The sequence below is a fragment of the Streptomyces sp. RKAG293 genome, assembly GCF_023701745.1.
GTDB lineage: Bacteria > Actinomycetota > Actinomycetes > Streptomycetales > Streptomycetaceae > Actinacidiphila.
This window is the reverse complement of sequence record NZ_JAJOZB010000001.1, coordinates 1,111,046-1,135,449: the sequence shown is the minus strand read 5'-3', so window position 1 is coordinate 1,135,449 and position 24,404 is coordinate 1,111,046. Positions and strand designations below refer to the sequence as shown.

Below are 24,404 nucleotides of genomic sequence, written 5' to 3'. Positions count from 1 at the left end.
CCGACGGCGGTCAGTCCAGCGTCCGCCGCATCGTGTAGATGGAGTACGTCCCCATCTCGCCCCCGGGATCCAGTTCCCTGACCTTGTCGAGCATCCAGGCGGGTGCCATCCCCCGCGCGCTGTACTCGGCCTCGCCGCGCGCCTCGAGGAGCCAGCCCTCACCGCCCAGCCGGTCGAGCCGGGCCAGGATCAGCGTGGGGGTCTGGAGCGTCGAGTCCTCCAGCGCGACGATCTCCGCTCCTTCGCCGGTGACCACCAGCTCGTAGACCTTTTCCGCCCCCGGGGGCCCGTAGTACCCGATGTACAGAAAGCCGTACTGCCAACGCTCCACTGTCGTCCTCTCCAACCGGTCGGATGGTGGCGCGGTCACGTCACTGAGGACGCTTGCGCTCATACAGCCCCTGCCCCGCCAGCGCTCCCGCATAGATGACGAATCCGATGCCGATCAGCCAGGACTGGACGATCAGCACGGTTCCGATGGGCCCGTACGAGACCGCGCTGCTGGCGATCAGCGGTGAGAAGACGGTGATGGAGAAGAACCGGAGCCCGACCAGCCCGCCCACGGTCAGCAGGGCGCCCGGCAGCAGGAGCCGCCGGGCGATGCGGCCGCACAGCAGGAAGTGCTGCATCCACCAGAAGAACGCCACGCCTCCCACCGCCGTCACCACGATGCGGATGAGGGGCTGCAGCGGTGTGTCCTGCAGGACGTGGTCGCAGTACTCGGCCGTCAGCAGGTAGCCGACCAGGACCGCGAGAGCCAGTGCCCGCCGCCAGGTGGCGTGCCAGGGTGCGGACGGCAGGTCCCAGATGCGTTCGTAGGCGGTCTGGATGGCGGCGATGAAGGACAGCCCGAAGACCGCCAGGGACGCGAGGCTGAGCGCGGTCGTCGTACTCAGCACCCGCGCCGGGCTGCTGAACAGGCTCTCCACCGCGCGCGCGGAACCGCCCGTCACCCCGAGCGCGTCCCGCACCCACGCCACGAACCCCTGACCGTTGTGCCCCAGCGCCGCCGCGACGACGATCAGCAGCGGAATCAGCGTCACCAGGCCGAGTGCGGCGAAGCCCATCGACCGCTGCATCAGCTCTATCTCGACGCCCCGCCGCCAGATCCGGCGCAGCACCCGGGCAGCCTTCGGCCCCCGGCGGGACGACGGACCGTCCGAGCCGGAGTGCGCGGTGCGGCGGGTGCCGGGAACGGACTCCGAGCCCATGGAGGTCTGCTACCCCGTCCGCGGGCGTGTGCACGGGCCGACGGCCGTCGGTACGACCGTGCGCGGTTCCGCGGCGGGGGAGCCGGATTCGGCCGAATGACCCGCTGCCACCGGCGACGCCGGGGCCGGGTGGCTGATCTCGGGCCGGGGAGGGCGTACCGGGCGGGACGGCCGGGTACGCGCAGCGCGTGGACGGGTCTCCCGTTCGTCTTGGCCGCAGATCACGAAGGACGGTAGTACGACATGGCGGAGTTCCTGACCGACATCGAAACGCTCCGGAGCCGGGCTCGCAAGGAGATCGAGAAGGGGCCGGTGACGGATGCCTACGGCGCCGACCTCAAGCGGGTCATCCAGGTGCTGAACGAGGCGCTGGCCACCGAGATCGTGTGCACCCTGCGCTACAAGCGGCACTACTTCACGGCCACCGGGCTGTACTCGGAGCCCGTCGCGGCCGAGTTCCTGGAGCACGCCCAGGAGGAGCAGGCGCACGCGGACAAACTGGCCCAGCGGATCGTCCAGCTGGGCGGGGAGCCGGACTTCGACCCGGACACCCTCACCAAGCGCTCGCACGCCGAGTACGACGCGAGCCTCGGCCTGATCGACATGATCAAGGAGGACCTGGTGGCGGAGCGGGTCGCCATCGCCTCCTACACGGAGATCGCCCAGTGGCTCGGCAACGGCGACCCGACCACCCGCCGGGTGTTCGAGGAGCTCCTCGCGCAGGAGGAGGAGCACGCGGACGACCTGCGCGGGCTGCTGGAACGCATCCCCCAGGAGAAGTCGGGCCTCTGACGGGCCGAACTCCCGCCTGTCCGCCGCGGACCGGTGCGCAACACGCCAGAACTCCCGAGCGTGCAGCGCACCGGTCCGCGGCGCGTCGTGGGGTGCGCTCGGGTCCTCGTGGACCGCGGGAGCCCTGTCACGCCCCGGGCGTTTGCCGCCCCGCGCCGGGGGAAGCGGCTTCAGTACAGAGTTCTCCGGCCGGCCGGCGGACCTCCGCCCCCGTGCGGAGCTGAACCGGCCGGAGACCTGCCACCACGAGGTGTATGACGGCACGGTGCGGAGCACGGAGTATCGTCCGGCCGGAAGCGCGGCCGGCGTTGACGAAGGAGTGCACGAGGCGGCCTCCGCCCTGGGGGCCAGACATCGCGGAGATACCCCATGGACGCTGACGAACACTCACAGCTCACACCGGACTTACCTGCCCTGGTCGAGGTTCCCGATCTCCCCGGAGCGGCCGCGTCGGCAACCGAGCGCGCCGCCCCTCCGGCCTCCGGGAAGCACGGTGCGGACCGCCGCGCCATCAGTCCGCTCAGCCGCACGGGGGAGGGACCCACACGATGGGCGCTGTAGAACTCACCGACGAGGAACGCCGGATCCTCAGCAGCATGGAAGTCAACTTCCGCCGTGAGGGCCGGTTCCTGCGCAGGCTGGTCAGTTGGGCCGGCCCCGCCCGCCGCCGGGTGCGACGCCCGCCGGTCCGCTGGCTGGTGGCGCTGCTCGGCGGACTGGCCGCCGGCTCCCTGGTCCTGCTGATCGAAGCGGTACGCGCGGACGCACCGACGCTGATCTACACCTTCGTCGGCACCTGGACGGTCACGCTGATCGGACTCGGGGCCCTGACCCGCCGCGCCACGACCGTCTCCGTCCACCGCCCCCACTGGCACCGGAAGCACCGCGCACACCAACCGGACCGGGCCTCGCGCAGCGCGCCGCGGCACGAGGCCTCCTGAGCCGAACGGCCCGGGTCAGCTCGCGAAGCCGTTCTCGGCCAGGATCGCGTCGATGCGGGCACGATGCGCCGCTTCCCAGGCGTCGAGGGACTCACCGGCCTCCTTGGCCAGCTTCGTGCGGGCGTCGGCCAGCACCTGCTCCTGACGGGCGCCGGGAGTGACGACGATGCCCTCCTCGTCGGCGACCACGATGTCGCCGGCGCTCACCCGCACGCCACCGCACCGCACCGTGCCGTTGAGCGGCACAACGGCCTTCTTGGTCCCCGGGATGGGGATGACACCCCTGGCGAAGACGGGAAAGCCCATCTCACGCACCTCGGCGAGGTCACGGATCACACCGTCGAGCACGAACGCCGCGATCCCCCGGCGCTGGGCGACGGCGCAGACGTTTCCGCCGGCGAGCGCGTAGTCCACGTCACCCGCTTCGACGACGATGACCGAGCCGGGCTCCGCGCGGTGGATGGCCGCGTGCAGCATCAGGTTGTCGCCGGGAGGGCACCGTACGGTGAACGCCGGGCCGGCGACCCGCGGGGACGGCCACAGCGGGCGAATGCCGATGTCCATGACCTGCTCACGGCCGAGGACGTCGGCGAGGGTGGTCGGGGAAACGCTGGTGAATCCGGTGACGCCGTTCATGTTCTTCCTTCGCTCGGGAGCACCCGACTCGGGTCGCTCCCAGGCTAAACCGTTCCCCTGGCCCGCGATCAGCGGGGAGTTCCCGCGAGCAGCGAGTCGACTTCGGCCCGGGTGGGCAGCGCGTTCTGCGCGCCGTGGCGGGTGGCGGCCACGGCGCCGGCCGCGCAGGCCCGGCGGACGGACTCGGCGAGCGGGCGGCCGAGACCCAGAGCGATGGCCAGTTGGGCGCAGAAGGCGTCACCGGCACCGACGGTGTCCACCGCGTCGGCCGGGAAGCCCGGTTCGCTGAGCCCGCCCCGGGCGTCGGCGGCGACCGCGCCGGCGGCGCCGAGCGTGACCACGACGGTCCCGGGTCCCAGCAGACGCAGCCGCTCGGCGCGCGCCGTCCAGTCCTCGTCCCGGCCCGCGGACGGTCCGTCCGGGAGGCCGAGCAGCCCGGCCGCCTCGGTCTCGTTGACGATCAGGACATCGACCGCGCGCAGCAGTTCGGCCGGCAGCGGGCCGGGACCGGGCAGCGGAGCGGCGTTGAGCACGGTCAGCGCCCCGGCGGCGCGCGCCTCACGGGCCGCGGCCAGTACGGTGGGCAGCGGCACTTCGAGCTGGAGCAGGACGGTGTCGGCGCGGTTCGCGACGGTCCCCTCCGTGAGGCTTCGCAACGTGGCTTCGTCCAGGTGGTGGTTGGCGCCGGGGGACAGGGTGATGGTGTTCTCGCCGTCGTGCTGCACCACGATCAGCGCCAGTCCGGAAGCAGTGTCCGGGAGGGTGCCCACCGCGCTGTCGTCGATCCCCTCCGCCGTCAGGGCCGCCCGCAGTTCGACGCCATGGGTGTCGTCCCCGAGCAGTCCGACCAGCCGGACCCGTGCGCCGAGCCGCGCCGCGGCGACCGCCTGGTTGCCGCCCTTCCCACCGGGCCCCCGCACGACATCGGCACCGGAGACCGTCTCGCCCGGCCGGGGGAGCCGCGGCACCGTGACCGAGAGGTCCATGTTGAGACTGCCCACCACGACCAGCCGTTCGTCCATCACCGATGTCCTTCTCTTCGTCGTCGCGACCGGGCCGCCCCGGAGCGCCGGGGCTATGCCTCCGCGAGCAGTCCGGTGATCGCCCGGCCGAACATCAGCCGGCCGGACCGCACCGTCAGGCCGTCGAACAGCCGCGGCAGTCTCCGTACCCGCAGATCCTCCCGCCACACGATCCGCGATCCGGTGTCCCGCGCGCCCACTTCGATCTCGGCCCACCCCACGACGACCGTGCCGCGCTTCTCCAGCCGGCAACGGCCGGTGCCACCCGGCGCGGGCGGTTCCCAGCGCACTACCTCCATGGGGTCGTCGAACCCGACAGGGCCCAGGCCGGTACGCGCGACGAAGACGGTGCCCAGTCGCGTGGGTGGCGGGGTCGTGACGGTGATCCTGGTCAGCGGCACATGGGCCGCGTGCCGCTCCCAGTGGGTGAGCCGCCGCCACACCTCCTCGACGGGCAGCGGGGACGAGCGCTCGATCCTGATCAAAGCCACCACGCGACCCTATGCGAGCGCGCCCACGGGCGCCGGGACCCGCCGTCGTGTCCTGATCCCGTCCCGCGCCGTACTCACCCTCGCGGCTTCCCCTAGGATGGCCGGACTCCGAGCACCGCTCCCTGGAAGTACGCCGCAAACGGGAGCGCGCCCGCACGTCATCGCTCGTGCGAGATCACGGAGGGGCGGCATCGATTTCGTCCGCCCTTTCTGAGGAGTCCCGCATGAACATCGGTCTCGGTCTTCCCGTCGACGACCCCGGTCGGCTGCTGAGTTGGGCCCGTCGTGCCGACGCCGGCCCCTTCACCACCCTCGGACTGCTGGACCGGCTGGTCCACGACAACCCCGAACCACTCATCACCCTCGCCGCCCTCGCCGGCGCCACCCACCGCATCCGGGTTCAGACCGAGGTACTGCTCGCACCCCTGCACCGGACCGCTCTGCTGGCGAAGCAGACCGCCACCCTCGACCGCCTCTCGGGCGGCCGCTTCACCCTCGGCATCGGGATCGGCGGACGGGAGGACGACTACCTGGCCACCGGAGTCGACGTCCACCGGCGCGGCCGCCGGCTCGACGAGCAGATGGCGGTACTGCGCCGGCTCTGGGCGGGCGAGCCCTACGGCGACGGTGTGGGACCGATCGGACCCGCCCCCGCGACCCCCGGCGGCCCCGAAGTGCTCTTCGGCGGCTTCACCCCCGCCGCGCTCGCCCGCGCCGCCCGCTGGGGTGACGGCTTCCTCGGCGCCGCGCCCTCACCGCACTTCACCGACCGCCTGTTCCGCCAGGCGGAACAGGCCTGGCGCGACGCCGGGCGCACCTCGTCGCCCCGGCTGGTGGCCCAGGTCAACGTCGCCATCGGACCGGACGCGGTGGTCGCGGAGGCCCGCGAGAACGTCGCCCGCTACTACGCGTTCCTGGGTGACGCCACCCACTTCGCCGACGGTCTGCTGGGCGATCCGCAGGAGATCAAGGCCGCGGTGAGTGCGTACGCCGACCTCGGCGCCGACGAAGTGATCCTCTACTGCTGGTCCCCGGACCCCGACCAGATCGACCGCTTCACCGACACCCTGTTCTGAGGTTCCGCCCGCTGCTTCGTGAGTGTCGTTCCCGGCCCGCCCGGGGCTGGGAACGGCGCCGACCGTTCCCCCGGCAGGTCAGGGGGCCCGTGGCGGCTGTACGGCCCGTTGCCGGCCCGTCCCCTTCTCATCCGCGGTCCGACAGTCGCGCGGAATGGATCACCCATGCTCCTTCGGCCTTCACACCGTGCGCCGCACCGGCCCTGGCGGGTCCGTACCATCGCGGCGGTAGTGGCGACCGCCGCGCTCGTCGTCGGCATACCGGGCGGACCACCGGCGCCCACCGCTCAGGCCGCCGCGGTGACCGTCGCAGGCGACGCGACCCACGACGCCTACGCGTTCGAAACGGTCCGGGCGGCCACCTGGAACATCTGTGGAGAGGCCGGCGGGGACTACCCCGGCTCACTGGCCGCGGACGGGGCCAGCGCCTATTGCCCGGACCGCAATCAGCCGCAGCTCAAGGCCGCCGCCATCGCCAGGTCCGCAAAGGCGCACGGCCTCAACGCGATCATGATCCAGGAGGTCTGCGGTGAGGTCCCCGGCAGGGAGCCGGCCCACGACGCGACGGTGCCGCCCTCGCTCACGGGCGCGGGTCGTCCTCCGCCGACGGGGGCGCGGGGTGGTGGCCGAGGTGGAGGGCCGGCTCGGGGGCGGTGTGGGGGGTGTCCAGTTCGGGTTCCAGGCCCTGGGCCGGTGAGGTGTGGGCGAGGCCCGCCTCCTGGCGCCAGGTCTGGAACGCGGCGGTGGTGGCGGCGAGCACGGCCAGCCCGAGCAGCCAGCCGCCCACCACATCGCTCGCCCAGTGCACGCCCAGGGCGACCCGGGTGTAGCCGACCCCGACCACGGAGATCACCGCCGCCGCCCACGGCAGCGCCCGCAGGCCGCGGGGGACCAGGGGCAGCAGGACGAGCAGCAGCACTCCGCAGGACGTCGTGGCGGTCATGGCGTGGCCGGAGGGGAACGAATAGCCGGGGGCGTGGGCCACCGGGTCCGGCAGTTGCGGGCGGGCGCGTTCCACCGCGGTCTTCACCATCACTCCCACCAGGGAGCTCAGGGCGGACGTGACGGCGGCCCAGGCGGCCAGTCGCCAGGCCCGGCGGTACAGCAGCCACACCACGACCGCGGCCACCAGCAGCCGCATGACGGTGGGCGACCACGGTCCGTTGGTGAGGAAGCGCAGCACCGTCACCCATGCCGGGTGGTCCAGCGCCGCCCGGTGCAGGTTCTCGGCCGCGCTCCGGTCGGCGCGGTGCAGCGGGCCCCAGTGGGCCTCCACAAGGACCAGGACGAAGGCGAACGGCACGGTGGCGACGGCGCACACCGCCGCCGTGACCAGCAGCCGTACGCCGAGGCGCTCGTCCGCGCCGCGCAGCCGGCGGATCAGGTTTCCGGGGAATCGCGACAGTGCCCTCATGCCGGTGACGGCTACCCGCTCCGGCCGGGAATCATCAGTGCCGGGGCGAGAGGCCGGCCCGGCCGGGTTCCGGCGCCGCACCGCTCAGACCCCCGGATCCTGGAGAACCGGCTCCTTGACGCGGGCGCGGACCGCCTCCAGCTGGGCGGCGAACGCGATGCCCATGAAGAGCGCTATCGCCGTCAGATAGGACCACAGCAGCAGTGAGATGAAGGCGCTCAGCGGGCCGTACACGGAGTTGAAAGAACTACTGAACTCGACGTACAGGCTGAGCAGCCAGGTCAGCAGGGTCCACAGCGCCAGGTAGACGGCCGCACCGAAGGCCAGCCAGGTGTAGCCGGGCTGCCGGCGGCGCGGCGAACTGCGGAAGACGACGGAGGCGGAGAACAGGGCGAGAAGGATGCCCACCGGCCGGCGCAACAGGTTCCAGGCCGTCGTCTGGTCCGGCGTCCAGTGGTACACCTGGGCCGCCGCCCCGGCGATGTCGGCGCCGCCCACCATGAGGATGGAACCCAGCCCCAGGGGCAGTCCGGCGAGCAGCATCATCACCAGCCCGCGCCGGTACTTCAGGTGGAACGGCCGGTCGCGCTCCACGCCGTAGATGCGGTTGGCGCCGCGTTCGATCTGGCTCATCGCGGTGGTGACGTTCACCAGCGCGAACAGCAGACCGAACCACAGTGCCAGCTGTCCGCCCTCGTCGGCGTGCCGGCGGCTGTCGGCGAGGGCGTTCTGCACGACATCGGAGCTCGGACCGCTCGACATGCGCAGCACGGTGAGTTCGGCCACCCGCCCGATGCCCTCGGCGTGCAGCACCGTGGACAGCCCGACGACGGCGATGGCGAACGGCACCAGCGACAGGACCGTCTGCAGTGCCAGTGCCCGCGCGTGGCTGAACCCGTCGGCGTACCGGAACCGCAGAAAGGCGTCACGGACCAGCTGCCATCCGCCGTAGCGGCGCAGGGTGGCCCAGGCCTCATCGCCCGAGAGCTCGTCGCCCGTGATGTCGCGGGTCTGCGGAACTCGTGTTGCCGTACCCATCGTGTGCTCCTGTCAGGGCTGCCGGTTCTTCGGTGCCCGCCGGCGCCGAGGACGATGCCGTGGGTGAGGTCGCCGGCAGCCGCATCAGCAGGGCGCCCGGATCGACCTCGATCACCAGGCGTACGCCGGGACCGACCGGTTCACCGTCCAACTCCCGTTCCTGGGGATGTTCGAAGGTCATCTCGATGCGCCGTGCGGTGAAGTACTCCAGCGCGCCGTCGGCGAACCGTCCACCGCGGCCCGGTGGCCGGGGCGTCCCGTCGTGGTGCGGCCGAGTCAGCACATGGGTGGCGGCGAGCAGCCAGCCGAGCGGTCCCGCCGGGTTGAGCAGCACGACGTCGAACAGCCCGTCGTCCGGCCGCGCGTCCGGGAGCAGCGGTACGCCGCCCTGCAGCGTGCCGACGTTGCCCACCAGCACCATCCGTGCCCGGCGGCCGAGCTCCGGTCCGCCGTCGAGCCGCAGCGTCAGCCGCATCCCGGGATCGCGCAGATGGCGCACCCCGGACACCAGATAGGCCGCCCAGCCGATGCCCGCCTTCATCCGGGAGGACGCGTCCCCGACCACGGCGGCGTCGAACCCGGCGCCTGCCATGGCGGCGAACCGGGCCCCGGAGATCCCGTCACCGTCGGCGGTCCCGAGGTCGATGGGGTGGGTGGTGCCCTCCAGCGCGGCGACGAGCGCGGCGATGGGATCGGCCGGGTAACCGAGGTTGCGCGCCAGCAGGTTGCCGGTGCCGCAGGGCAGGACGGCGACCGGGATACCGCTGTGCGCCAGGCCGTCGGCGCAGGCCATCACCGTGCCGTCCCCACCGCACACGACGATCAGGTCGGGTTTCCTGAGCGCGGCCCGCCGTCCGGCGCCGTTCCCCGGGTCCTCCTCGGTCGTCCCGTGCCAGGAGACGTCCTCGAAGCCGTACCGCCCCAGCGTGCGGCGGATCGCGTCGTGCAGTTCGTCGTCCACGACGGTCGGATTCACCACCACGGCGGCCCGCCGTCCGTACCGGGCGACGGCAGTCGCATCCGGAGAGGTGTCAGTCCCGGCCTGTCCCGGCAGGTGCGGCTGGGCGCGCGCGGGCAGCAGCGAACGCCCCATGACCAGCAGGATCCCGGCCCCGTTGAGCAGGCCGAAGACCACATCGGTGGGATGGTGCATCCCCCGGTACAGGCGCGCCACCGCGACCAGGACGGGAACGGCGAACAGCACCGCGGCCGGCACGAAGCGCCAGGTTCCGCGGAACCGGAGGAGGACGAGAACGGCCAGACCGCCGTACAGCGCCGTCGCGGCACCGGTGTGACCTGACGGGAAACTGGACGTCGGCGGGGCCACATCCAGGTGTGCCACGTCCGGACGGGCCCGGTCGACGGCCGCGGTCACCATGAGGAAGACCACCGACTGCAAGGCCACCGCGGCGCCCAGGAACAGGGCTTCGCGGTTGAGCCGCCCGTACACCGGCAGCAGGAGCAGGGCCACCGACACCGCCGTGATCAGCACGACGGCATGGGTGTTGCCCAGCTGGGACAGCCAGTACGTGACGCTGTTCCAGCCCGCCGACCGGTGCGCGGCGAAGGCCCGGTTGACCGCGTCCTCCGAGGTGAACGGCGGGACCTTCACCAGCCATCGGGTGAGCAGCAGGCCGAAGCCCATCAACAGCGCGCCGTGCATCACGAGCAGCATGCCGACGCGTCGCGCGGCCACTTCGTCGCTTGGTCTCATAGGCGGCTTCTTGCCCGTCCCGGCCGAACAACTCCTGCCGCGGCCGGGTGTTCCGCTCCCGATTGGCGTGGCACTCGGCCCTTTCGCCGCTCTATAAGTTGTGCAAACGCTCGAACACGATGTGTCCTTTCACTCGCGTCACTCCAGGATCGCGCCCCGCCGGAGAGGGCGTCAACGGTCCGGGAAGGCAAGTGCGGGAAGCGCGGATCCGCCGCGGGGAGAGCGGGAGCGAACTCGAACTGTTCGCCGAGTTTCTCCCGCGCGGCGCGAACGCGGGGCGCCGCGGGACCGGCCGGACGGTACCCGGCCGAGTGCGGCAACTCCCGCCGGGGCGAAAGGAATTCGCCATCCGGGCCGCCACACTTCCAGGTCAACGGGGGACGCTGCTCCTATCCTCCCGCGCCCGAAAGATGTAACCTCCCGGACGGGATCCGGGGAACCGAGTTGGCTTTCGCGGACGTTGACTGGGATGGTCTTACTCATACGGATGTCGGCGCAGCTCGGTCCGGCCCGGACCACGGGGACGTGATGTGAGCGTCCGTTTCGAATATCCCCTCATACGTTGATGGCTACCATCACGGTCATCAATGACGCGAAGTGAGCAACGAAAGGCGAGTGGTGTCCATGTCGGACGTCATGTCCAAGAGCCAGAGTCTGCAGGGCGAGTACGAAGCCCGCGTCGCCGCCGATCTGCGGCAGAACGACGGTGACCGCGACCGCGTTCTCGCGCAGATCGACGTGCTCCAGAAGGAGCTGGAGGTCCTCGTCCAGGACCGTGAAATGCTGCTGAGCATGCAGAGCGCCGTCGGCGCGACGAAGCAGCACTCCGCCTCCGAACAGGGCGAACCGCAGAAGACCGAGCCGGAAGCGCACGTCGCGCCGCACACGAAGTCGGCGAAGGTGCCCGGCGCCAGGCGACGTACCGCGCGCAAGTCGGTCCCGACCCAGGGCCGTGCCGGCCGCGGCCGCAAGACCGACGCGAAGAGCGCCGTGGCCGACGCCGCGCACGCCACCAAGGCGGCGCCCGCCAAGACCGCGACCGCGAAGGCCACCCCGGCCAAGACCGCCACCGCGAAGCCGGCGAAGGCCGCAGCGACGAAGGCCGCCACGGCCAAGTCCACGACCGCGAAGCCGGCGAAGACCGCCACCGCGAAGACCGCCGCTCCGAAGGCGGCCGACGCCAAGACGGCCGCCCCCAAGGCGGACAAGCTCGTGAAGGTCGTCGAGAACTACCTGGTCAAGCAGGGCGGCCCGGCCTCGGCGGCGGAGGTCGCCACCGCCATCTCGACGCCGGAGCGCTCCGTCACCATCATGAGCGTGCGCACCGCGCTCGAGGGCCTGGTCCGCAAGTCCGCGGCCCTGCGCTCCAAGCAGTCCCGTTCGGTCTACTACGAGTCCGTCCCGGCCGGCACCACCGTCACCGCGGCCGTCGAGGCCCCGCAGCAGAGCGAGCCCGTCACCCAGTAGGTCCCCGGCTGCCCACGTCGGCCAGGTACTGAGTGAGCAAGCGGAGGGCCGGCGCGGCTGCGGGGTGACGACCCCGCGGCTCAGTCGTCGATCGCCCGGTACGCCGAGGTCCAGAAGTCCTGGAAGACCGCGGGAGAAGTGGTGGAGTCCATGTGGCGCTGGGTCAGCAGAATGCCGACGAGGTCTTCCCCCGGGTCCGAGTAGGCGGAGGTGCCCGTGCCGCCGTTCCACCCGAACCGGCCCGGGGTCGTCGCCAGATCGGAGCGCCGCACGGAGACGGAGACACCGAAACCCCAGCCCTCGTCGGGACCGAGGAAGCTGCGGGTTCCGGACCGCTGCTCCGCTGCCAGATGGTTGCTGGTCATGAGTTCGACCGAGGGCCGGGACAGCACCCGTCCGCCGCCGTGCCGCCCCCGGTCCAGCATCATCCGGCAGAAGGCCAGGTAGTCGTCGGCCGTCGAGACGAGCCCGCCACCACCCGACGGGAACGCCACCGGACGGCCCCAGCGGCTGTCGGCGGGATCGTCCTGGAGCACGAGTTCGCCGGTCGCGGGACGGGCCCGGTAACTCGGCGGCAGCCGGTCCAGCTTCTCCGGCGGCACCTGGAACGCGCTGTCCCGCATGCCGAGCGGATCGAAGATCCGGTCGCTGAGGAAGGACGCGAACGACTGGCCGGCGGCGCGTGCGATCAGCACCCCCAGCACTTCGGAACCCGTGTGGTACATCCAGCGCTCGCCCGGCTGATGGACCAGCGGCAGTGCGCCGAGCCGTTTCATCCACTCGTCGGGATCGATCGCCGGCGGGTTCGGACTGGGGGAGAGGCCGGCCTCGTCCATCGCCCGCTGGATCGGGTGGGTCCCCCGGGGAGCGAGCACCGCTCCGATCCCCAGCCGGAACGTCAGCAGATCCCGGAGGGTGATCGGCCGGCGTGCCGGAACGGTGTCGTCGAGCGGCCCTTCGAGCCGCCGGAGCACCCTGCGGTCGGCGAGTTCCGGCAGCAGCCGGTCCACCGGCTCGTCCAGCCGCAGCCGGCACTCCTCCACCAGGATCATCGCGGCCACCGCGGTGACGGGCTTGGTCAGCGACGCGATCCGGAAGATCGCGTCGCGGCCCATCGGGACGGTGCCACCGGCGGCCATCGTGCCGAGCGCCTCGACCCGTGTCTCACCGCGCCGGTGCACCAGCGTCACGAGCCCCGGTACGTCACCGCGTTCGACGTAGCCGGACATGACGTCGCGCATCCGGTCGAGCCGTTCCCCGGACAGTCCGCTGCCGCTCAAGGATGGTTCCCTTCGTCAGCCGGTGGATGAGTACCGGCGGTGGTCGACTCCGGTCACAGGACGGGTGCGCGTCACTGCTGCTGTGGGTGGGTGCGCGTCAGGCCTTTCCGGAGGCGTCGTCCAGCGCCTTGGACACGATGGCCTTCGCCTCCTCCTGCACCTTGGCGAGGTGTTCAGGACCGTGGAAGGACTCCGCGTAGATCTTGTACACGTCCTCGGTGCCGGACGGCCGGGCGGCGAACCAGGCGTTGTCGGAGGAGACCTTGAGGCCGCCCAGCGAGGCACCGTTGCCGGGTGCCGCGGTGAGGACCGACGTGACCGGCTCACCGGCCAGTTCGCCCGCCGGGACCTGTTCGGGGGAGAGCGAGGCGAGGACGGCCTTCTGCTCGCGGGTCGCCGGCGCGTCGATCCGGGCGTAGGCGGGCTCGCCGAAGCGCGCGGTGAGGTCGGCGTAGTGCCGCGACGGGCTGCGGCCGGTGACGGCGATGATCTCCGCCGCGAGCAGCGCGAGCAGGATGCCGTCCTTGTCGGTGGTCCACACCGATCCGTCGCGGCGCAGGAAGGACGCGCCGGCGGACTCCTCGCCGCCGAAGCCCAACGAGCCGTCCAGCAGCCCGTCCACGAACCACTTGAAGCCGACCGGTACCTCCACCAGCTTCCGGCCGAGGCCCGCCGCCACCTTGTCGATCATCGACGAGGAGACCAGGGTCTTGCCGATACCGGCGTCCGACGGCCACTGCCCGCGGTGCTCGTACAGGTAGGAGATGGCGACGGCGAGGTAGTGGTTGGGGTTCATCAGGCCGGCGTCCGGGGTCACGATGCCGTGCCGGTCGGCGTCCGCGTCATTGCCGGTGGACACCTGGAAGTCGTCGCGCCGCCGGATGAGCGAGGCCATGGCGTGCGGTGACGAGCAGTCCATCCGGATCTTGCCGTCCCAGTCCAGCGTCATGAAGCGCCATGTCGGGTCGGAGTCCGGATTGACGACCGTCAGATCCAGCCCGTGGCGCTCCGCGATCCGGCCCCAGTACGCGACCGACGCGCCGCCCAGCGGGTCCGCGCCGATCCGCACGCCGGCCGCCCGGACGGCCTCCAGGTCCACCACGGCGGGCAGGTCGTCGGTGTAGTGCGTGAGGAAGTCGTAGCGGCCCGTGGTGCCGGCGGCGAGCGCGCGGGCGTAGGGGATCCGTCGGACGTCCTTGAGGCCGCCCGCGATCAGTTCGTTCGCCCGGTCCTGGATCCAGGACGTGGCCTCGGAACCGGCGGGACCGCCGTTCGGCGGGTTGTACTTGAAGCCGCCGTCGGCCGGCGGATTGTGCGAGGGCGTGACGACCACGCCGTCCGCCAACCCCGAGGTGCGACCGCGGTTGTGCACCAGGATGGCGTGCGAGACCGCCGGGGTGGGCGTGTAGCCGTCCGCGCTGTCGATCAGCACCGTGACGTCGTTGGCGGCGAACACCTCCAGCGCGGTGGCCCGCGCAGGCTCGGACAGCGCGTGCGTGTCCGCCCCCAGGAAGAGCGGACCGTCGGTCCCCTGTCCCGACCGGTACTCGCTGATCGCCTGGCTGGTGGCCGCGATGTGGTCCTCGTTGAACGCGACCGCCAGCGACGAACCGCGGTGGCCCGAGGTCCCGAACGCGACCCGCTGGCCCACCTCGCCCGGGTCGGGTCGGAGCGTGTAGTACGCGGTCACCAGCCGGGCCACGTCGACCAGGTCGGCGGGCTGTGCGGGCTGTCCGGCGCGCTCGTGCGGCATCTGGCTCTCTCCTCCGGGTGCGGGTCCGCCCCGCCACTGTGGGCCCGTGCCCGTGGTGGGAGGCGTTCCGCGTCGTTCGGCATTGTTCCCATTCTCCGTGCCCGGCGCGAGAGGGCGCACTCCACCGGCCACCGGACCATTGCCGTGTCGCGGGACAAGCCGCCCGCGGCCGCCTGTCGGCGGACCCCGTGACGTTTGCCGCCTGACGATCCGGTACAGAAGAGGGCTACGAGGCCTGCACCGATCGCCGCATCCCGGGCCGGCCCCGCTGATGCCGGAGCGGAGCGGGCCCCGGACGGCAACGCCCAGGACACCGGGTGATCAGCGGAGAGGTGGGACACGGTGAAGGTCGGGCTGTTAACGCGCGAGTATCCGCCGGACGTGTACGGCGGAGCCGGGGTGCACGCCGAGTTCCTCGCACGGGAACTGCGCGGTCTCGTCGATCTCACCGTGCACAGCTGGAGCGTCGACGACCCCGGCTCCGGTGACGACGGCCCGGACGACGTCGCGGACAAGGCCTCGGGCCTCGTACGGCACCGGGCGGCCGCCGGACTGGACGGGGCCAACAACGCGCTCCGGACGCTGTCGGTGGACCTGTCCATCGCGGCCGCCGTGACGGACATCGACCTCGCCCACTCGCACACCTGGTACGCCAACATGGCGGGCCATCTCGCCAAACTGCTCCACGGCATCCCGCATGTGATGACCGCCCACTCCCTGGAGCCGCTGCGCCCCTGGAAGGCGGAGCAACTGGGCGGCGGCTACGCGGTCTCCAGCTGGGCCGAGCGCACCGCCGCAGAGGCGGCGGACGCGGTGATCGCGGTGTCCCACGGCATGCGCGCCGACGTGCTCGCCTGCTACCCGCGGGTGGATCCCGACCGGGTCCACGTGGTGCACAACGGCATCGACACCGCCCTGTACCGGCCCGACCCGCGGGTCGACGTCCTGGAGCGCCTCGGTATCGACCCGGCCCGGCCGTTCGTCCTCTTCGTCGGCCGGATCACCCGGCAGAAGGGCGTACCGCACCTGGTGCGCGCGGCGCGTGCGTTCGCCCCCGGTACCCAGCTCGTGCTGTGCGCGGGATCGCCCGACACCCCGGAGCTGGACGCGGAGTTCCGCTCCCTGGTCACCGAGCTGCGGGAGCGGCGCGACGGCGTGCTGTGGATCCCGCAGATGCTGCCCCGCCCCGACGTCGTCCAACTCCTCACCCACGCGGCGGTGTTCGTCTGCCCGTCGGTCTACGAACCGCTCGGCATCGTCAATCTGGAGGCCATGGCCTGCGGTACGGCGGTGGTCGCCTCTGCCGTCGGCGGCATCCCGGAGGTGGTCGAGCACGGCCGTACGGGGCTGCTGGTGCCGTACGAGGAGGCCGATCCGCGCGGCTTCCAGGCCGCGCTGGCGGCCGCCGTCAACGAGGTCGTCGGCGACGGCGCCCGGGCGCGGGCGATGGGGGAGGCGGGGCGGCGGCGGGCCGTGACGGAATTCGGCTGGGACGCGGTGGCACGCAGGACCGTGGAGGTCTACGAGTCGGTACTGGAGTGACCGGCTGCCAGCGGGCAGCCGGAGACGAAGGGGGTCAGGGTGAGCGGACGACCGAACGTGCTGGGCATCGTCCTCGCAGGGGGCGAAGGCAAGCGGCTGATGCCGCTGACCGCGGACCGGGCCAAGCCCGCGGTGCCATTCGGCGGGGTCTACCGGCTGGTGGACTTCGTCCTGTCGAACCTGGTGAACGGCGGGATCCACCGCATCTGCGTGCTCACGCAGTACAAATCGCACTCCCTGGACCGGCATGTGTCGACCACCTGGCGGATGACCGGCCTGCTGGGCGACTACGTCACACCCGTCCCGGCGCAGCAGCGCCTCGGCCCCCGCTGGTACCTCGGCAGCGCCGACGCCATCTACCAGTCGCTCAACCTCGTGCACGACGAGCAGCCCGACTACATCGTGGTCTTCGGCGCCGACCACGTCTACCGCATGGACCCGCGGCAGATGCTCGACCGGCACATCGACGCCGGCGCGGGCGTGACGGTCGCCGGCATACGCGTGCCGCGTGAGCAGGCGTCCGCGTTCGGCATCATCACCACGGCGGACCGCAGTTCACGCATCGACGGCTTCCTGGAGAAGCCCGCCGACCCGCCCGGCCTCGCGGACGACCCGGACCGGGTCTTCGCCTCGATGGGCAACTACATCTTCTCCACGAAGGTCCTCATCGACGCGCTCCAGCACGACGCCGAGGACGAGAACTCCGTGCACGACATGGGCGGCAGCATCCTCCCGCTGCTCACCGAGCGCGGCCAGGCGCAGGTCTACGACTTCGACGACAACGAAGTGCCGGGTGAGACGGACCGGGACCACGGTTACTGGCGTGACGTGGGAACACTCGACGCCTACTACGAAGCCCATATGGACCTCATATCGATCCAACCGGTCTTCAACCTCTACAACCGGCAGTGGCCCATCTTCACCAACCAGGCCCAGCGGCCACCGGCGAAGTTCGTCGCCGGCGGGATCGCCGGCGAGTCGATGGTCAGCACGGGCTGCATCATCAGCGGCCAGGTCACCGGATCCGTACTGGCCCCGGGCGTGATCGTGGAGCAGGGCGCCGTCGTGCAGGAGTCCGTCCTGCTGGAGGGCGTCCGGGTCGGCCGCGGCGCCGTCGTCCGCCGCGCGATCCTCGACAAGAACGTCGTCGTCCCCGCCGGAGCCACCATCGGCGTGAACCCCGAACACGACGCCCGGCACTTCACCGTCTCCGCCGGCGGAATAGTGGCCCTGGGCAAGGGCCAGCGGGTGCCCTGACGAGCCGCGCGGGCCCTGGCCGGGCGGGCTGCGGACACAGCTCGGCCCGGTCAGCAGGGGGGGAGAGCTGGCCGGGCCGGGACTGCGAGGTAAGGGGGGCCTCTGAACACTCGGCTGCCCGGGTTCGCCGGTATCAAACCTCTTGGCCTGATGTGACCTGCGTCATGCCGTGATCGGGGCGGTGGCCGTGCTGTCCGGGACGACCGAACGCCCTTGTGTGTCCTGGGACTTGAGATCGCGGCTGAGAGGGTTCAGAGGGTGATGACGACCTTGCCGCGCGCGTGTCCCTCCGCCAGGTAGCGCATGGCGTCGGGGACCCCGCTCAGCGGGTACGTCCTGCCGACGACCGGGGTGAGTTCGCCGGCCTCGATGAGCTCCGCCAGGTACCGCAGGTCCTTCTCGCGCTGTACGGACATGAGGCCGCGCAGTTTATGGCGCAGGAACGGGGACAGCAGCATCGCCCGGAGCTGGCGGTCCGAGCCCTGCAGCCATCGCCCGCCGCCCTCGGCCCCGACGATGACGAGCGTCCCCTCGGGGGTGAGGGCGCGCCGGAGCAGCGACAGTGGACGGTTGCCGGCGGTGTCGAGGATGAGGTCGTAGTGCCGGGTGCCGTCCGTGCAGTCGTCCTGTGTGTAGTCGATGACGTCGTCCGCTCCGAGGGCGCGGACCAGGTCGGCCTTGGACGTGCCGCACACACCCGTGACCTGCGCCCCGAACGCCTTCGCCAGCTGTACCGCGAACGTTCCCACGCCCCCTCCGGCGCCGATGACCAGGACCTTCTGGCCGGCCTGGACCTGCCCCTGGTCGCGAAGGGCCTGCAGGGCGGCGACGCCGGAGCCGGGTACGGCCGCAGCCTGTTGCGCGCTGAGGTTCGCCGGTCTGGGCGTGATGCGGTCCTGCCGGGCGCACGCGTACTCGGCGAAGGAACCGTCGCAGGTGCCGAAGACCTCGTCGCCCGGCCGGAACCGGGTCACGTTCCCGCCGACCTCCTCGACGGTCCCCGCCACGTCGATGCCGCGGACGCGGGCCCTGGGCCTGCGCAGTCCGAAGCCGAAGAGCCGGATCAGGTACGGCCTGCCGGTCATGACATGCCAGTCCCCGATGCCGGCACTCGCGGCGTGCACGCGCAGCCGCACCTCCTCGTCACCGACGACGGGCGGGTCGATGTCCCTGACCTCCAGGACATCGGCCGATCCATAGGTGTCCTGAACGACCGCCTTCATGGTCTCTCTCCTTCGTCGTCCGGTGCGTCGTCCGGGTACTGGAACACCTCGCCGAGCGGCACCCTGAAGGCCCGTGCGATCTGGAACGCCATTTCGAGGGAGGGCGAGTAGCGGCCCTGCTCGATCGCGATGACGGTCTGCCGGGTGACACCGATGCGGTCCGCCAGGTCCGCCTGGGTCATCTCTGCGTTCACGAACCGCAGGCGCCGGATGTCGTTGGTGACCTTGGTCGGCTTTCCCACGGTTAGAACCCCCGGCGGTAGGTGACGAGCTTCACCGTGGTTCCGCAGAGCGCGGACAGCACGAACGCCAGGTAGATCGCGTTGGCGATCCAGAAGTAGTCGACCTCCGCCATCGCCAGGCCGAGCGGCACCACGACGCCGATGCCCAGGACGATTCCGCCGATGTACTCACCGAGCCGGTGGATCTCCTTGTCCCGCTGGTCGGTCCTGCCGGCCTCCTTGGGCCAGGCGGCGGCGATCACGATGTGGCCCACGATCGAGGCCGCGGTCGCGGCGCTGATGGCCAGGATCATCGGCATGACGTAGGCGACCGTGGTGAGCGGGACACCCTGCGCTCTGCCGAGGATGACCGCGAGGTAGCCCGCGTAGCCGCCGATCGCGACCACGGCGTAGACCCAGGCGTTCTTCTCGTCGAATGACATGGCATGAATGTATGGCAGAGCTGACACGATGTCTATGATTCTTTACATCGGATCGCGACGGAAACTGTGCGTGCTGCGCGTGCTGTGCGTCAGGCCTTCGGGCGTCCCGCCCTGCGCTGCCATCGGGTGAGGGCGAAGCCGGTCGCGAGGGAGCTGAGGAGGCCGATGCCCACGCCGCCGGCGACGACGGTACCGACGCCGATGCCGTCATGGCCCACGTTGTCGTCGGCCGCCGCCTCGCTCGTCCGGTCGGCGACCGCGTCGTAGCTCGTGGACGGGTCGTCGCAGAACGACCGGTTCCCGGGGTCCATCGCCGGCACGACCGTCAGGGTCACGGCGGCGGCGGCCTGGCCGCCGGCCCCGGCCTTCAACTCCACGGTGTAGGGACCGGGTTCGATGTCGCAGAGCACCATGGCCATGGCCTTCGCGTACAACTGCCCGCCCTTGCCGTCGTGGAACCGCTCCTTCGTGACACCGACCGGTTTGACGAAGGCACGGGACTCAAGGGTGAACGTCCCCTTGCCGTGGCTCAGGTCGGACTCGTCGACGGCGACGGTGAACGTGACCTCCCGGCCCCGCTGCCGGCTGGAGGCCGGATCCACGGAGAGCGACATGCCGGAGTCCGCGAGGGCGTACGGTGCGGCGGTCAGGAGCAGCGCCGCACCGAGCAGGGTCGTGGCGGTCGCGCGGGCGAAGGGCATGGGTGATGGCCTCGGTCTTCAGGGAGTGCTGCCCAGTAGGACGGACCCCGGGTCCCGATGGTTGTCCGGCCGCGCCGACCGATCCGCCGGCCTCCGGTGTTCGCCGCGCGGTTCGGCGCTGCGGGAGGGGTGGTCTGGTCACTCTGCTTATTGTAGCGTCGGCGTAGCGTGGATTCGTGGGGTTCGTGGGCTGCGGTCGGGGAGGCTGAAGCACGTGAAGTTGTCGGTGTCGCTGGGCTATTGGCAGGACCGGCCGCCGGAGGAGGCGCTGCTCACCGCGGCGGCCGCCGAGCGGAACGGGTACGAGGAGCTGTGGCTCGGTGAGATGGCCACCTATGACGTGTTCGCCCTCGCCACCGCCGTCGGACTCCGGACCCGGAGCATCCCGCTGACCGTCGGCCCGCTCGCCGTGGCCGTTCGGGATCCGATGACGATCGCCCGCGGGGCCGCCTCGGTGGCGGCCCTCACCGGGCGGCGGGTGGATGTGGCGATCGGCAGTTCCAGCCCGGTCGTCGTCGAGCAGTGGCACGGCCGTTCGCACCGGCGCAGCGGGGTGGCGCTGCGGGAGTCGGCGACGGCGCTGCGACAGCTGCTGGACGGGGAGCGGACCACCTCGGAGGGGGAGGTCGTACGCACCAGCGGTTACCGGCTGCGGCTGCCGGCCCCCAAGTCGCAGCTGACGGTGGCCGCCTTCGGCCCCGCGGCGGTCCGCACGGCGGCCGCGTTCGCCGACCGGATGGTGCTGAACCTCCTCACACCGGCCTCGGCGGCGAAGCTGGTCGGGCGGATGCGCGCGGAGGCCGAGGCGCTGGGCCGCCCGTCGCCGCGGGTGGCCGCCTGGGTGACGGCCGCCGTCGATCCGTCCCCGGAGGCGGTGGAGCAACTGCGGCGCGGGGTGGTCGGCTACCTCGCGGCGCCCGGCTACGCCGAGATGTTCATCGAGGCGGGTTTCGCCGAGGTCGTGGAGTTCGCGCGGTCACGCCCGCACCCGCGGGAGCTGCTCGCGGCGGTGCCGGCCGAACTGACCGCAGCGGTCGGGCTGGTCGGCGACCTGGACACGGTACGGGCCAGGCTCGCGGAGTACGCGGCGGCAGGGGTGGACGAGGTCGCGGTCGTCGCGTCGAGCACGGACGCCGACCCAGGAGGCGAGCGGACGCTCGCCCTGTTGCGGGACCGGTAGCTCAGCCGGCTCAGCGCAGGGGTGGACCGGCCGATCGGTGGAGGGGAGAGACATCATGGGGGCACGGAGACTGCATCCGGCCGAACGGGTCGCCGAGTACACCAGGGCGGGCTGGTGGGACGGCGAGACCACGGACTCGCTGCTGCGGGAGCGCGTACGGCGGCATCCCGGCCGGCTCGCACTGGTCGACCCGCTGAACAAGCCGGACCTGGTGGGGATGCCGGTCCGCAGGCTGAGCTGGGCCGAACTCGACGCGGACGTGGACCGTTTCGCGGCCGTACTGCTGCGGCACGGCCTCGGTCAGGGCGATGTGGTGGGGGTGCAACTGCCCAACATCGTCGAGCTGGTGTGCGTCTATCTCGCCTGCTGGCGGATCGGCGTGATCGTCTCCCCGCTGCCGGTGCAGTACCGCGAGCACGAGACGGTGCAGCTGGGCGGGCTGGCGGAGTTCACCGCGTTCATCACGGCGGTGCGGGTCGGCGAGCGGGAGATCGCCGCCGAGGTCGACGCTCTGCGCGACCGGCTGCCAGGGCTGCGGCTGCTGTTCGCATACGGAGCGTACGGAGAGTTCGGAGCATCCGACGCGGCCGGCCGTCACCTGCCGCCCGGGGCGATATCGCTCGACGCCGAACTGCGGTCGCCGTACGACCCGGCCGACGTCGCGGCGTACACCCGCGAGCACCCCGTCGATCCGAACGACTGCGTCACCATCTGCTGGACCTCGGGCACCGAGAGCACCCCGAAGGGGGTTCCGCGCTGCCACAACGACTGGCTGGCCATCGCCTGGACGTGTCTCGAAGCGCCGAGGATGACCGCGGACGATGTGCTGCTCAATCCCTTCCCGATGGTCAACATGGCCGGTTTCGCGGGGCTGTTCCTGCCGTGGCTCCGGATCGGGTGCGTCCTCGTCCAGCACCACCCCTTCGATCTGCCGGTGTTCCTGCGGCAGATCGCCGAGGAGCACGTCACCTACACCGTCGCGCCGCCGGCGCTGCTGACCATGCTGCTCGCCAGGGACGAACTCCTCGCGAGCACCGACATCTCCTCGCTCACCCGGATCGGTTCCGGTTCGGCGCCGCTCTCCCCGGCGATGGTGCGCGGCTGGCAGGAGAGGTACGGGATCGGCGTCATCAACTTCTTCGGGTCGAACGAGGGCACGGGGATGCTCACCGACCCGTACGACGTGCCGGATCCGGAGGAGCGGGCGCGCTTCTTCCCCCGGTACGGGGTGCCCGGCGTCGAGTGGTCCACCCGTGGCGCCGCCTGGACGAAGGTGCGGATCGTCGACGCCGCCACCGGTGAGGACATCGAGGAGCCGGGCCGGCCGGGGGAGTTGCGGATCAAGAGCCCGCAGGTCTTCGCGGGCTATCTCGGCGGCACGGACCTGCCGAGTCCCTTCGACGACCAGGGGTATCTCATGACCGGCGACCTCTTCGAGATCGCGGGCGACCGCGGGCAGTTCCTCAAGTACGTGGACCGGGCGAAGGACGTGGTGATCCGCGGTGGGATGAACATCGCCCCCGCGGAGCTGGAACAGCTCCTCGCCGGGCATCCCGCGGTGGCCGAGGTCGCGGTCGTGGGCTATCCCGACGAGGTGCTGGGCGAGAAGGCCTGCGCGGTGGTCGTCGCCCGGTCGCCGCTCGTGCTGGACGATCTGGTCGGCTATCTCAAGGAGCGGCACATCGCCTCGTACAAACTGCCCGAACGGCTGGAGCTGCGCGACGCACTGCCACGCAACCCCGTCGGCAAGGTGCTCAAACGGGTGTTGCGCGACAGCCTGTGACCGGCGGCTCCGACCGGCGGTTCGTCGCCCCCCGCGCTACGGGACGCGTTCGAGGAGGACCGCCACCCCGAGGCCGGCGGCGCCGCTGACCGCGGCGACGCCGTACCGGCCCGCCCGGCGCTCCAGTTCCTCGACGCAGCAGCCGACCATGACGGCCCCGGTGGCGCCGAAGGCGTGCCCCATGGCGATGGTCCCGCCGTTGGGGTTGAGCCGGTCGGGGCCCGCGTCGAGGTCGCGGCGGAACCGCAGACAGAGCGCGGCGAACGCCTCGGCGAACTCGAAGACGTCGATGTCGGCGGGGCGCAGACCCGCCTTGGCGATGACCCGCTCCACGGCGGTCTGTCCGGCCGTCAGCATGATCACCGGGTCGGTGGCCGCGGTGGCGGAGGCGACGATGCGGGCGCGGGGGCGCCGTCCGGAGTCCGCGCCGCCCAGCAGGAGCAGGGCGGCGCCGTCGGCGAGGGCCGGTGACGTGCCGACGGTGTGCAGGTGCTCGATCCGGCCGGCCTCGGGGTGGGCGGCCAGCGCCAGGGCGTCCTGTCCCTCCGCCCCGAGGACCGCGAACGCGGGTTCCAGCGCGGCCAGCGACTCCGGTGTGGTGGCCGGGCGGATCAGTTCGTCGTGCTTCAGGCCGCCCGCCGGGATGACGCTCGCGTCGAAGTACCCGGCCTCCCACGCGGCGGCGGCCTTGCGCTGGGTCTCCAGCCCGTAGGCGTCGAGTTCGGCGCGCGTCCAGCCGTCGAGGGTCGCGTTGAGGTCGGCCGCGATGCCCATGTGGACCGAGCCCACCCGCCGGATGGTGTCGGGGTCGCAGAACAGCGGCCCGCGGTCGCTGAACATCGGGACCCTGGAGGTGCTCTCGACCCCGCCGGCCACCGCGGTCCGCAGATCGCCGGCCCGGATCCGGGCGGCGGTCTGGGCGACCGCCTCGATACCCGAGGCGCAGAAGCGGTTGACGGTGCCGCCGGGAACGCCGTCGCCCCAGCCGGCGAGCAGCGTCGCGGTTCTCGCGAGGTTCGCGCCCTGCTCGTCCACCTGGGACGCCGTACCGATGACGACGTCCTCGACCAGCGCGGGGTCAAGACCCCGGTCGGTGAGGGCGTGCTGCAGGCCGACGGTGAGCTCGACGGGGCTGATGCCGTGCAGCGCGCCGCGCGAGGAGCCCTTGCCCCGGGGGGTGCGTACGTAGTCGAGCACGTAGACGTCGTCCATCGCGGTC

At 71.8% G+C, this 24,404-nt stretch carries 23 protein-coding genes; 8 read left to right on the top strand and 15 right to left on the bottom strand.

What is annotated here, in order from left to right:
* Positions 1 to 10: 10 nt before the first annotated feature.
* Together LNW72_RS04955 and LNW72_RS04950 are read right to left on the bottom strand one after the other, a co-directional pair.
* Positions 11 to 346, bottom strand: coding sequence for a hypothetical protein (locus LNW72_RS04955; protein WP_250974236.1), 336 nt, complete (start codon positions 344 to 346; stop codon positions 11 to 13).
* Positions 347 to 371: 25 nt separating this feature from the next.
* Positions 372 to 1,211, bottom strand: a complete 840-nt coding sequence (locus tag LNW72_RS04950; protein WP_250974235.1) for a YhjD/YihY/BrkB family envelope integrity protein — start codon at positions 1,209 to 1,211, stop codon at positions 372 to 374.
* Between the two features lie 243 nt (positions 1,212 to 1,454).
* Between LNW72_RS04950 and LNW72_RS04945 the strand changes: the two genes are divergently transcribed.
* Positions 1,455 to 2,003 carry a DUF892 family protein gene (locus LNW72_RS04945; protein WP_250974234.1) on the top strand — a complete coding sequence of 183 codons (549 nt, stop codon included), beginning with the start codon at positions 1,455 to 1,457 and terminating at the stop codon, positions 2,001 to 2,003.
* A gap of 548 nt (positions 2,004 to 2,551) precedes the next feature.
* Complete coding sequence (locus tag LNW72_RS04940; RefSeq protein WP_250974233.1) at positions 2,552 to 2,944, top strand: hypothetical protein; 393 nt, start codon at positions 2,552 to 2,554, stop codon at positions 2,942 to 2,944.
* A gap of 15 nt (positions 2,945 to 2,959) precedes the next feature.
* Here LNW72_RS04940 and LNW72_RS04935 read toward each other — a convergent pair whose 3' ends face one another.
* From LNW72_RS04935 to LNW72_RS04925, 3 genes are all read right to left on the bottom strand, one after another.
* The gene (locus LNW72_RS04935) at positions 2,960 to 3,580 is read right to left on the bottom strand and encodes an RraA family protein (RefSeq protein ID WP_250974232.1); all 621 of its coding nucleotides are present in this window, start codon (positions 3,578 to 3,580) and stop codon (positions 2,960 to 2,962) included.
* Positions 3,581 to 3,648: 68 nt separating this feature from the next.
* Positions 3,649 to 4,602, bottom strand: coding sequence for a ribokinase (locus tag LNW72_RS04930; protein ID WP_285369282.1), 954 nt, complete (start codon positions 4,600 to 4,602; stop codon positions 3,649 to 3,651).
* 53 nt (positions 4,603 to 4,655) lie between these two features.
* A complete protein-coding gene (locus tag LNW72_RS04925; protein ID WP_250974230.1) occupies positions 4,656 to 5,093 on the bottom strand; it encodes an SRPBCC family protein in 438 nt (145 codons plus the stop codon).
* Positions 5,094 to 5,317: 224 nt separating this feature from the next.
* On the opposite strand from LNW72_RS04925, the gene LNW72_RS04920 reads away from it, so the two are divergent.
* The gene (locus LNW72_RS04920; RefSeq protein ID WP_250974229.1) at positions 5,318 to 6,169 is read left to right on the top strand and encodes an LLM class flavin-dependent oxidoreductase; all 852 of its coding nucleotides are present in this window, start codon (positions 5,318 to 5,320) and stop codon (positions 6,167 to 6,169) included.
* Between the two features lie 580 nt (positions 6,170 to 6,749).
* On the opposite strand, the gene LNW72_RS04915 is transcribed toward LNW72_RS04920, so the two are convergent.
* From LNW72_RS04915 to LNW72_RS04905, 3 genes are all read right to left on the bottom strand, one after another.
* Positions 6,750 to 7,583 (bottom strand): phosphatase PAP2 family protein, encoded by an 834-nt coding sequence (locus tag LNW72_RS04915; RefSeq protein ID WP_250974228.1) that lies wholly within the window; start codon positions 7,581 to 7,583, stop codon positions 6,750 to 6,752.
* Between the two features lie 84 nt (positions 7,584 to 7,667).
* Positions 7,668 to 8,621, bottom strand: coding sequence for a YihY/virulence factor BrkB family protein (locus tag LNW72_RS04910; RefSeq protein WP_250974227.1), 954 nt, complete (start codon positions 8,619 to 8,621; stop codon positions 7,668 to 7,670).
* The gene (locus LNW72_RS04905) at positions 8,557 to 10,335 is read right to left on the bottom strand and encodes a diacylglycerol kinase family protein (RefSeq protein WP_250974226.1); all 1,779 of its coding nucleotides are present in this window, start codon (positions 10,333 to 10,335) and stop codon (positions 8,557 to 8,559) included. The genes LNW72_RS04910 and LNW72_RS04905 overlap by 65 nt, the downstream gene beginning before the upstream one ends.
* A 624-nt stretch (positions 10,336 to 10,959) precedes the next feature.
* On the opposite strand from LNW72_RS04905, the gene LNW72_RS04900 reads away from it, so the two are divergent.
* Positions 10,960 to 11,802 carry a hypothetical protein gene (locus LNW72_RS04900; RefSeq protein ID WP_250974225.1) on the top strand — a complete coding sequence of 281 codons (843 nt, stop codon included), beginning with the start codon at positions 10,960 to 10,962 and terminating at the stop codon, positions 11,800 to 11,802.
* Positions 11,803 to 11,882: 80 nt separating this feature from the next.
* Here LNW72_RS04900 and LNW72_RS04895 read toward each other — a convergent pair whose 3' ends face one another.
* Positions 11,883 to 13,082: a serine hydrolase domain-containing protein gene (locus tag LNW72_RS04895; protein ID WP_250974224.1), complete on the bottom strand. Its 1,200-nt coding sequence runs from the start codon at positions 13,080 to 13,082 to the stop codon at positions 11,883 to 11,885.
* Positions 13,083 to 13,179: 97 nt separating this feature from the next.
* On the bottom strand, positions 13,180 to 14,835 hold the full coding sequence (gene pgm, locus LNW72_RS04890) for a phosphoglucomutase (alpha-D-glucose-1,6-bisphosphate-dependent) (protein ID WP_250974223.1): 1,656 nt from the start codon (positions 14,833 to 14,835) through the stop codon (positions 13,180 to 13,182).
* 342 nt (positions 14,836 to 15,177) lie between these two features.
* On the opposite strand from pgm, the gene glgA reads away from it, so the two are divergent.
* Positions 15,178 to 16,377, top strand: a complete 1,200-nt coding sequence (gene glgA / locus LNW72_RS04885) for a glycogen synthase (protein WP_250974222.1) — start codon at positions 15,178 to 15,180, stop codon at positions 16,375 to 16,377.
* A gap of 39 nt (positions 16,378 to 16,416) precedes the next feature.
* A complete protein-coding gene (glgC, locus tag LNW72_RS04880) occupies positions 16,417 to 17,634 on the top strand; it encodes a glucose-1-phosphate adenylyltransferase (protein WP_308401880.1) in 1,218 nt (405 codons plus the stop codon).
* Between the two features lie 251 nt (positions 17,635 to 17,885).
* Here the strand turns inward: glgC and LNW72_RS04875 are convergent, their stop codons facing one another.
* From LNW72_RS04875 to LNW72_RS04860, 4 genes are all read right to left on the bottom strand, one after another.
* Positions 17,886 to 18,857, bottom strand: coding sequence for an NAD(P)-dependent alcohol dehydrogenase (locus LNW72_RS04875; protein ID WP_250974221.1), 972 nt, complete (start codon positions 18,855 to 18,857; stop codon positions 17,886 to 17,888).
* Positions 18,854 to 19,099, bottom strand: coding sequence for a helix-turn-helix transcriptional regulator (locus LNW72_RS04870; protein ID WP_250974220.1), 246 nt, complete (start codon positions 19,097 to 19,099; stop codon positions 18,854 to 18,856). The genes LNW72_RS04875 and LNW72_RS04870 overlap by 4 nt, the downstream gene beginning before the upstream one ends.
* Before the next feature lie 2 nt (positions 19,100 to 19,101).
* Positions 19,102 to 19,521: a hypothetical protein gene (locus LNW72_RS04865; RefSeq protein ID WP_250974219.1), complete on the bottom strand. Its 420-nt coding sequence runs from the start codon at positions 19,519 to 19,521 to the stop codon at positions 19,102 to 19,104.
* Positions 19,522 to 19,610: 89 nt separating this feature from the next.
* Complete coding sequence (locus LNW72_RS04860; protein ID WP_250974218.1) at positions 19,611 to 20,222, bottom strand: hypothetical protein; 612 nt, start codon at positions 20,220 to 20,222, stop codon at positions 19,611 to 19,613.
* A 214-nt stretch (positions 20,223 to 20,436) separates the two neighbouring features.
* On the opposite strand from LNW72_RS04860, the gene LNW72_RS04855 reads away from it, so the two are divergent.
* Positions 20,437 to 21,402 carry an LLM class F420-dependent oxidoreductase gene (locus LNW72_RS04855; RefSeq protein WP_250974217.1) on the top strand — a complete coding sequence of 322 codons (966 nt, stop codon included), beginning with the start codon at positions 20,437 to 20,439 and terminating at the stop codon, positions 21,400 to 21,402.
* A 55-nt stretch (positions 21,403 to 21,457) separates the two neighbouring features.
* Entirely contained in the window at positions 21,458 to 23,185 is a 1,728-nt protein-coding gene (locus tag LNW72_RS04850; RefSeq protein WP_250974216.1) for a class I adenylate-forming enzyme family protein, read from the top strand.
* 36 nt (positions 23,186 to 23,221) lie between these two features.
* On the opposite strand, the gene LNW72_RS04845 is transcribed toward LNW72_RS04850, so the two are convergent.
* Positions 23,222 to 24,397 carry an acetyl-CoA C-acyltransferase gene (locus LNW72_RS04845; RefSeq protein ID WP_250974215.1) on the bottom strand — a complete coding sequence of 392 codons (1,176 nt, stop codon included), beginning with the start codon at positions 24,395 to 24,397 and terminating at the stop codon, positions 23,222 to 23,224.
* Positions 24,398 to 24,404: the final 7 nt, after the last annotated feature.

Bases quoted from the DNA above. Each gene is read 5' to 3' on its own strand.
- LNW72_RS04950 (WP_250974235.1), bottom strand. From the start codon at position 1,211: ATGGGCTCGGAGTCCGTTCCCGGCACCCGCCGCACCGCGCACTCCGGC.
- LNW72_RS04945 (WP_250974234.1), top strand. From the start codon at position 1,455: ATGGCGGAGTTCCTGACCGACATCGAAACGCTCCGGAGCCGGGCTCGC.
- LNW72_RS04940 (WP_250974233.1), top strand. From the start codon at position 2,552: ATGGGCGCTGTAGAACTCACCGACGAGGAACGCCGGATCCTCAGCAGC.
- LNW72_RS04935 (WP_250974232.1), bottom strand. From the start codon at position 3,580: ATGAACGGCGTCACCGGATTCACCAGCGTTTCCCCGACCACCCTCGCC.
- LNW72_RS04930 (WP_285369282.1), bottom strand. From the start codon at position 4,602: ATGGACGAACGGCTGGTCGTGGTGGGCAGTCTCAACATGGACCTCTCG.
- LNW72_RS04920 (WP_250974229.1), top strand. From the start codon at position 5,318: ATGAACATCGGTCTCGGTCTTCCCGTCGACGACCCCGGTCGGCTGCTG.
- LNW72_RS04915 (WP_250974228.1), bottom strand. From the start codon at position 7,583: ATGAGGGCACTGTCGCGATTCCCCGGAAACCTGATCCGCCGGCTGCGC.
- LNW72_RS04910 (WP_250974227.1), bottom strand. From the start codon at position 8,621: ATGGGTACGGCAACACGAGTTCCGCAGACCCGCGACATCACGGGCGAC.
- LNW72_RS04905 (WP_250974226.1), bottom strand. From the start codon at position 10,335: ATGAGACCAAGCGACGAAGTGGCCGCGCGACGCGTCGGCATGCTGCTC.
- LNW72_RS04900 (WP_250974225.1), top strand. From the start codon at position 10,960: ATGTCGGACGTCATGTCCAAGAGCCAGAGTCTGCAGGGCGAGTACGAA.
- pgm (WP_250974223.1), bottom strand. From the start codon at position 14,835: ATGCCGCACGAGCGCGCCGGACAGCCCGCACAGCCCGCCGACCTGGTC.
- LNW72_RS04875 (WP_250974221.1), bottom strand. From the start codon at position 18,857: ATGAAGGCGGTCGTTCAGGACACCTATGGATCGGCCGATGTCCTGGAG.
- LNW72_RS04865 (WP_250974219.1), bottom strand. From the start codon at position 19,521: ATGTCATTCGACGAGAAGAACGCCTGGGTCTACGCCGTGGTCGCGATC.
- LNW72_RS04860 (WP_250974218.1), bottom strand. From the start codon at position 20,222: ATGCCCTTCGCCCGCGCGACCGCCACGACCCTGCTCGGTGCGGCGCTG.
- LNW72_RS04850 (WP_250974216.1), top strand. From the start codon at position 21,458: ATGGGGGCACGGAGACTGCATCCGGCCGAACGGGTCGCCGAGTACACC.
- LNW72_RS04845 (WP_250974215.1), bottom strand. From the start codon at position 24,397: ATGGACGACGTCTACGTGCTCGACTACGTACGCACCCCCCGGGGCAAG.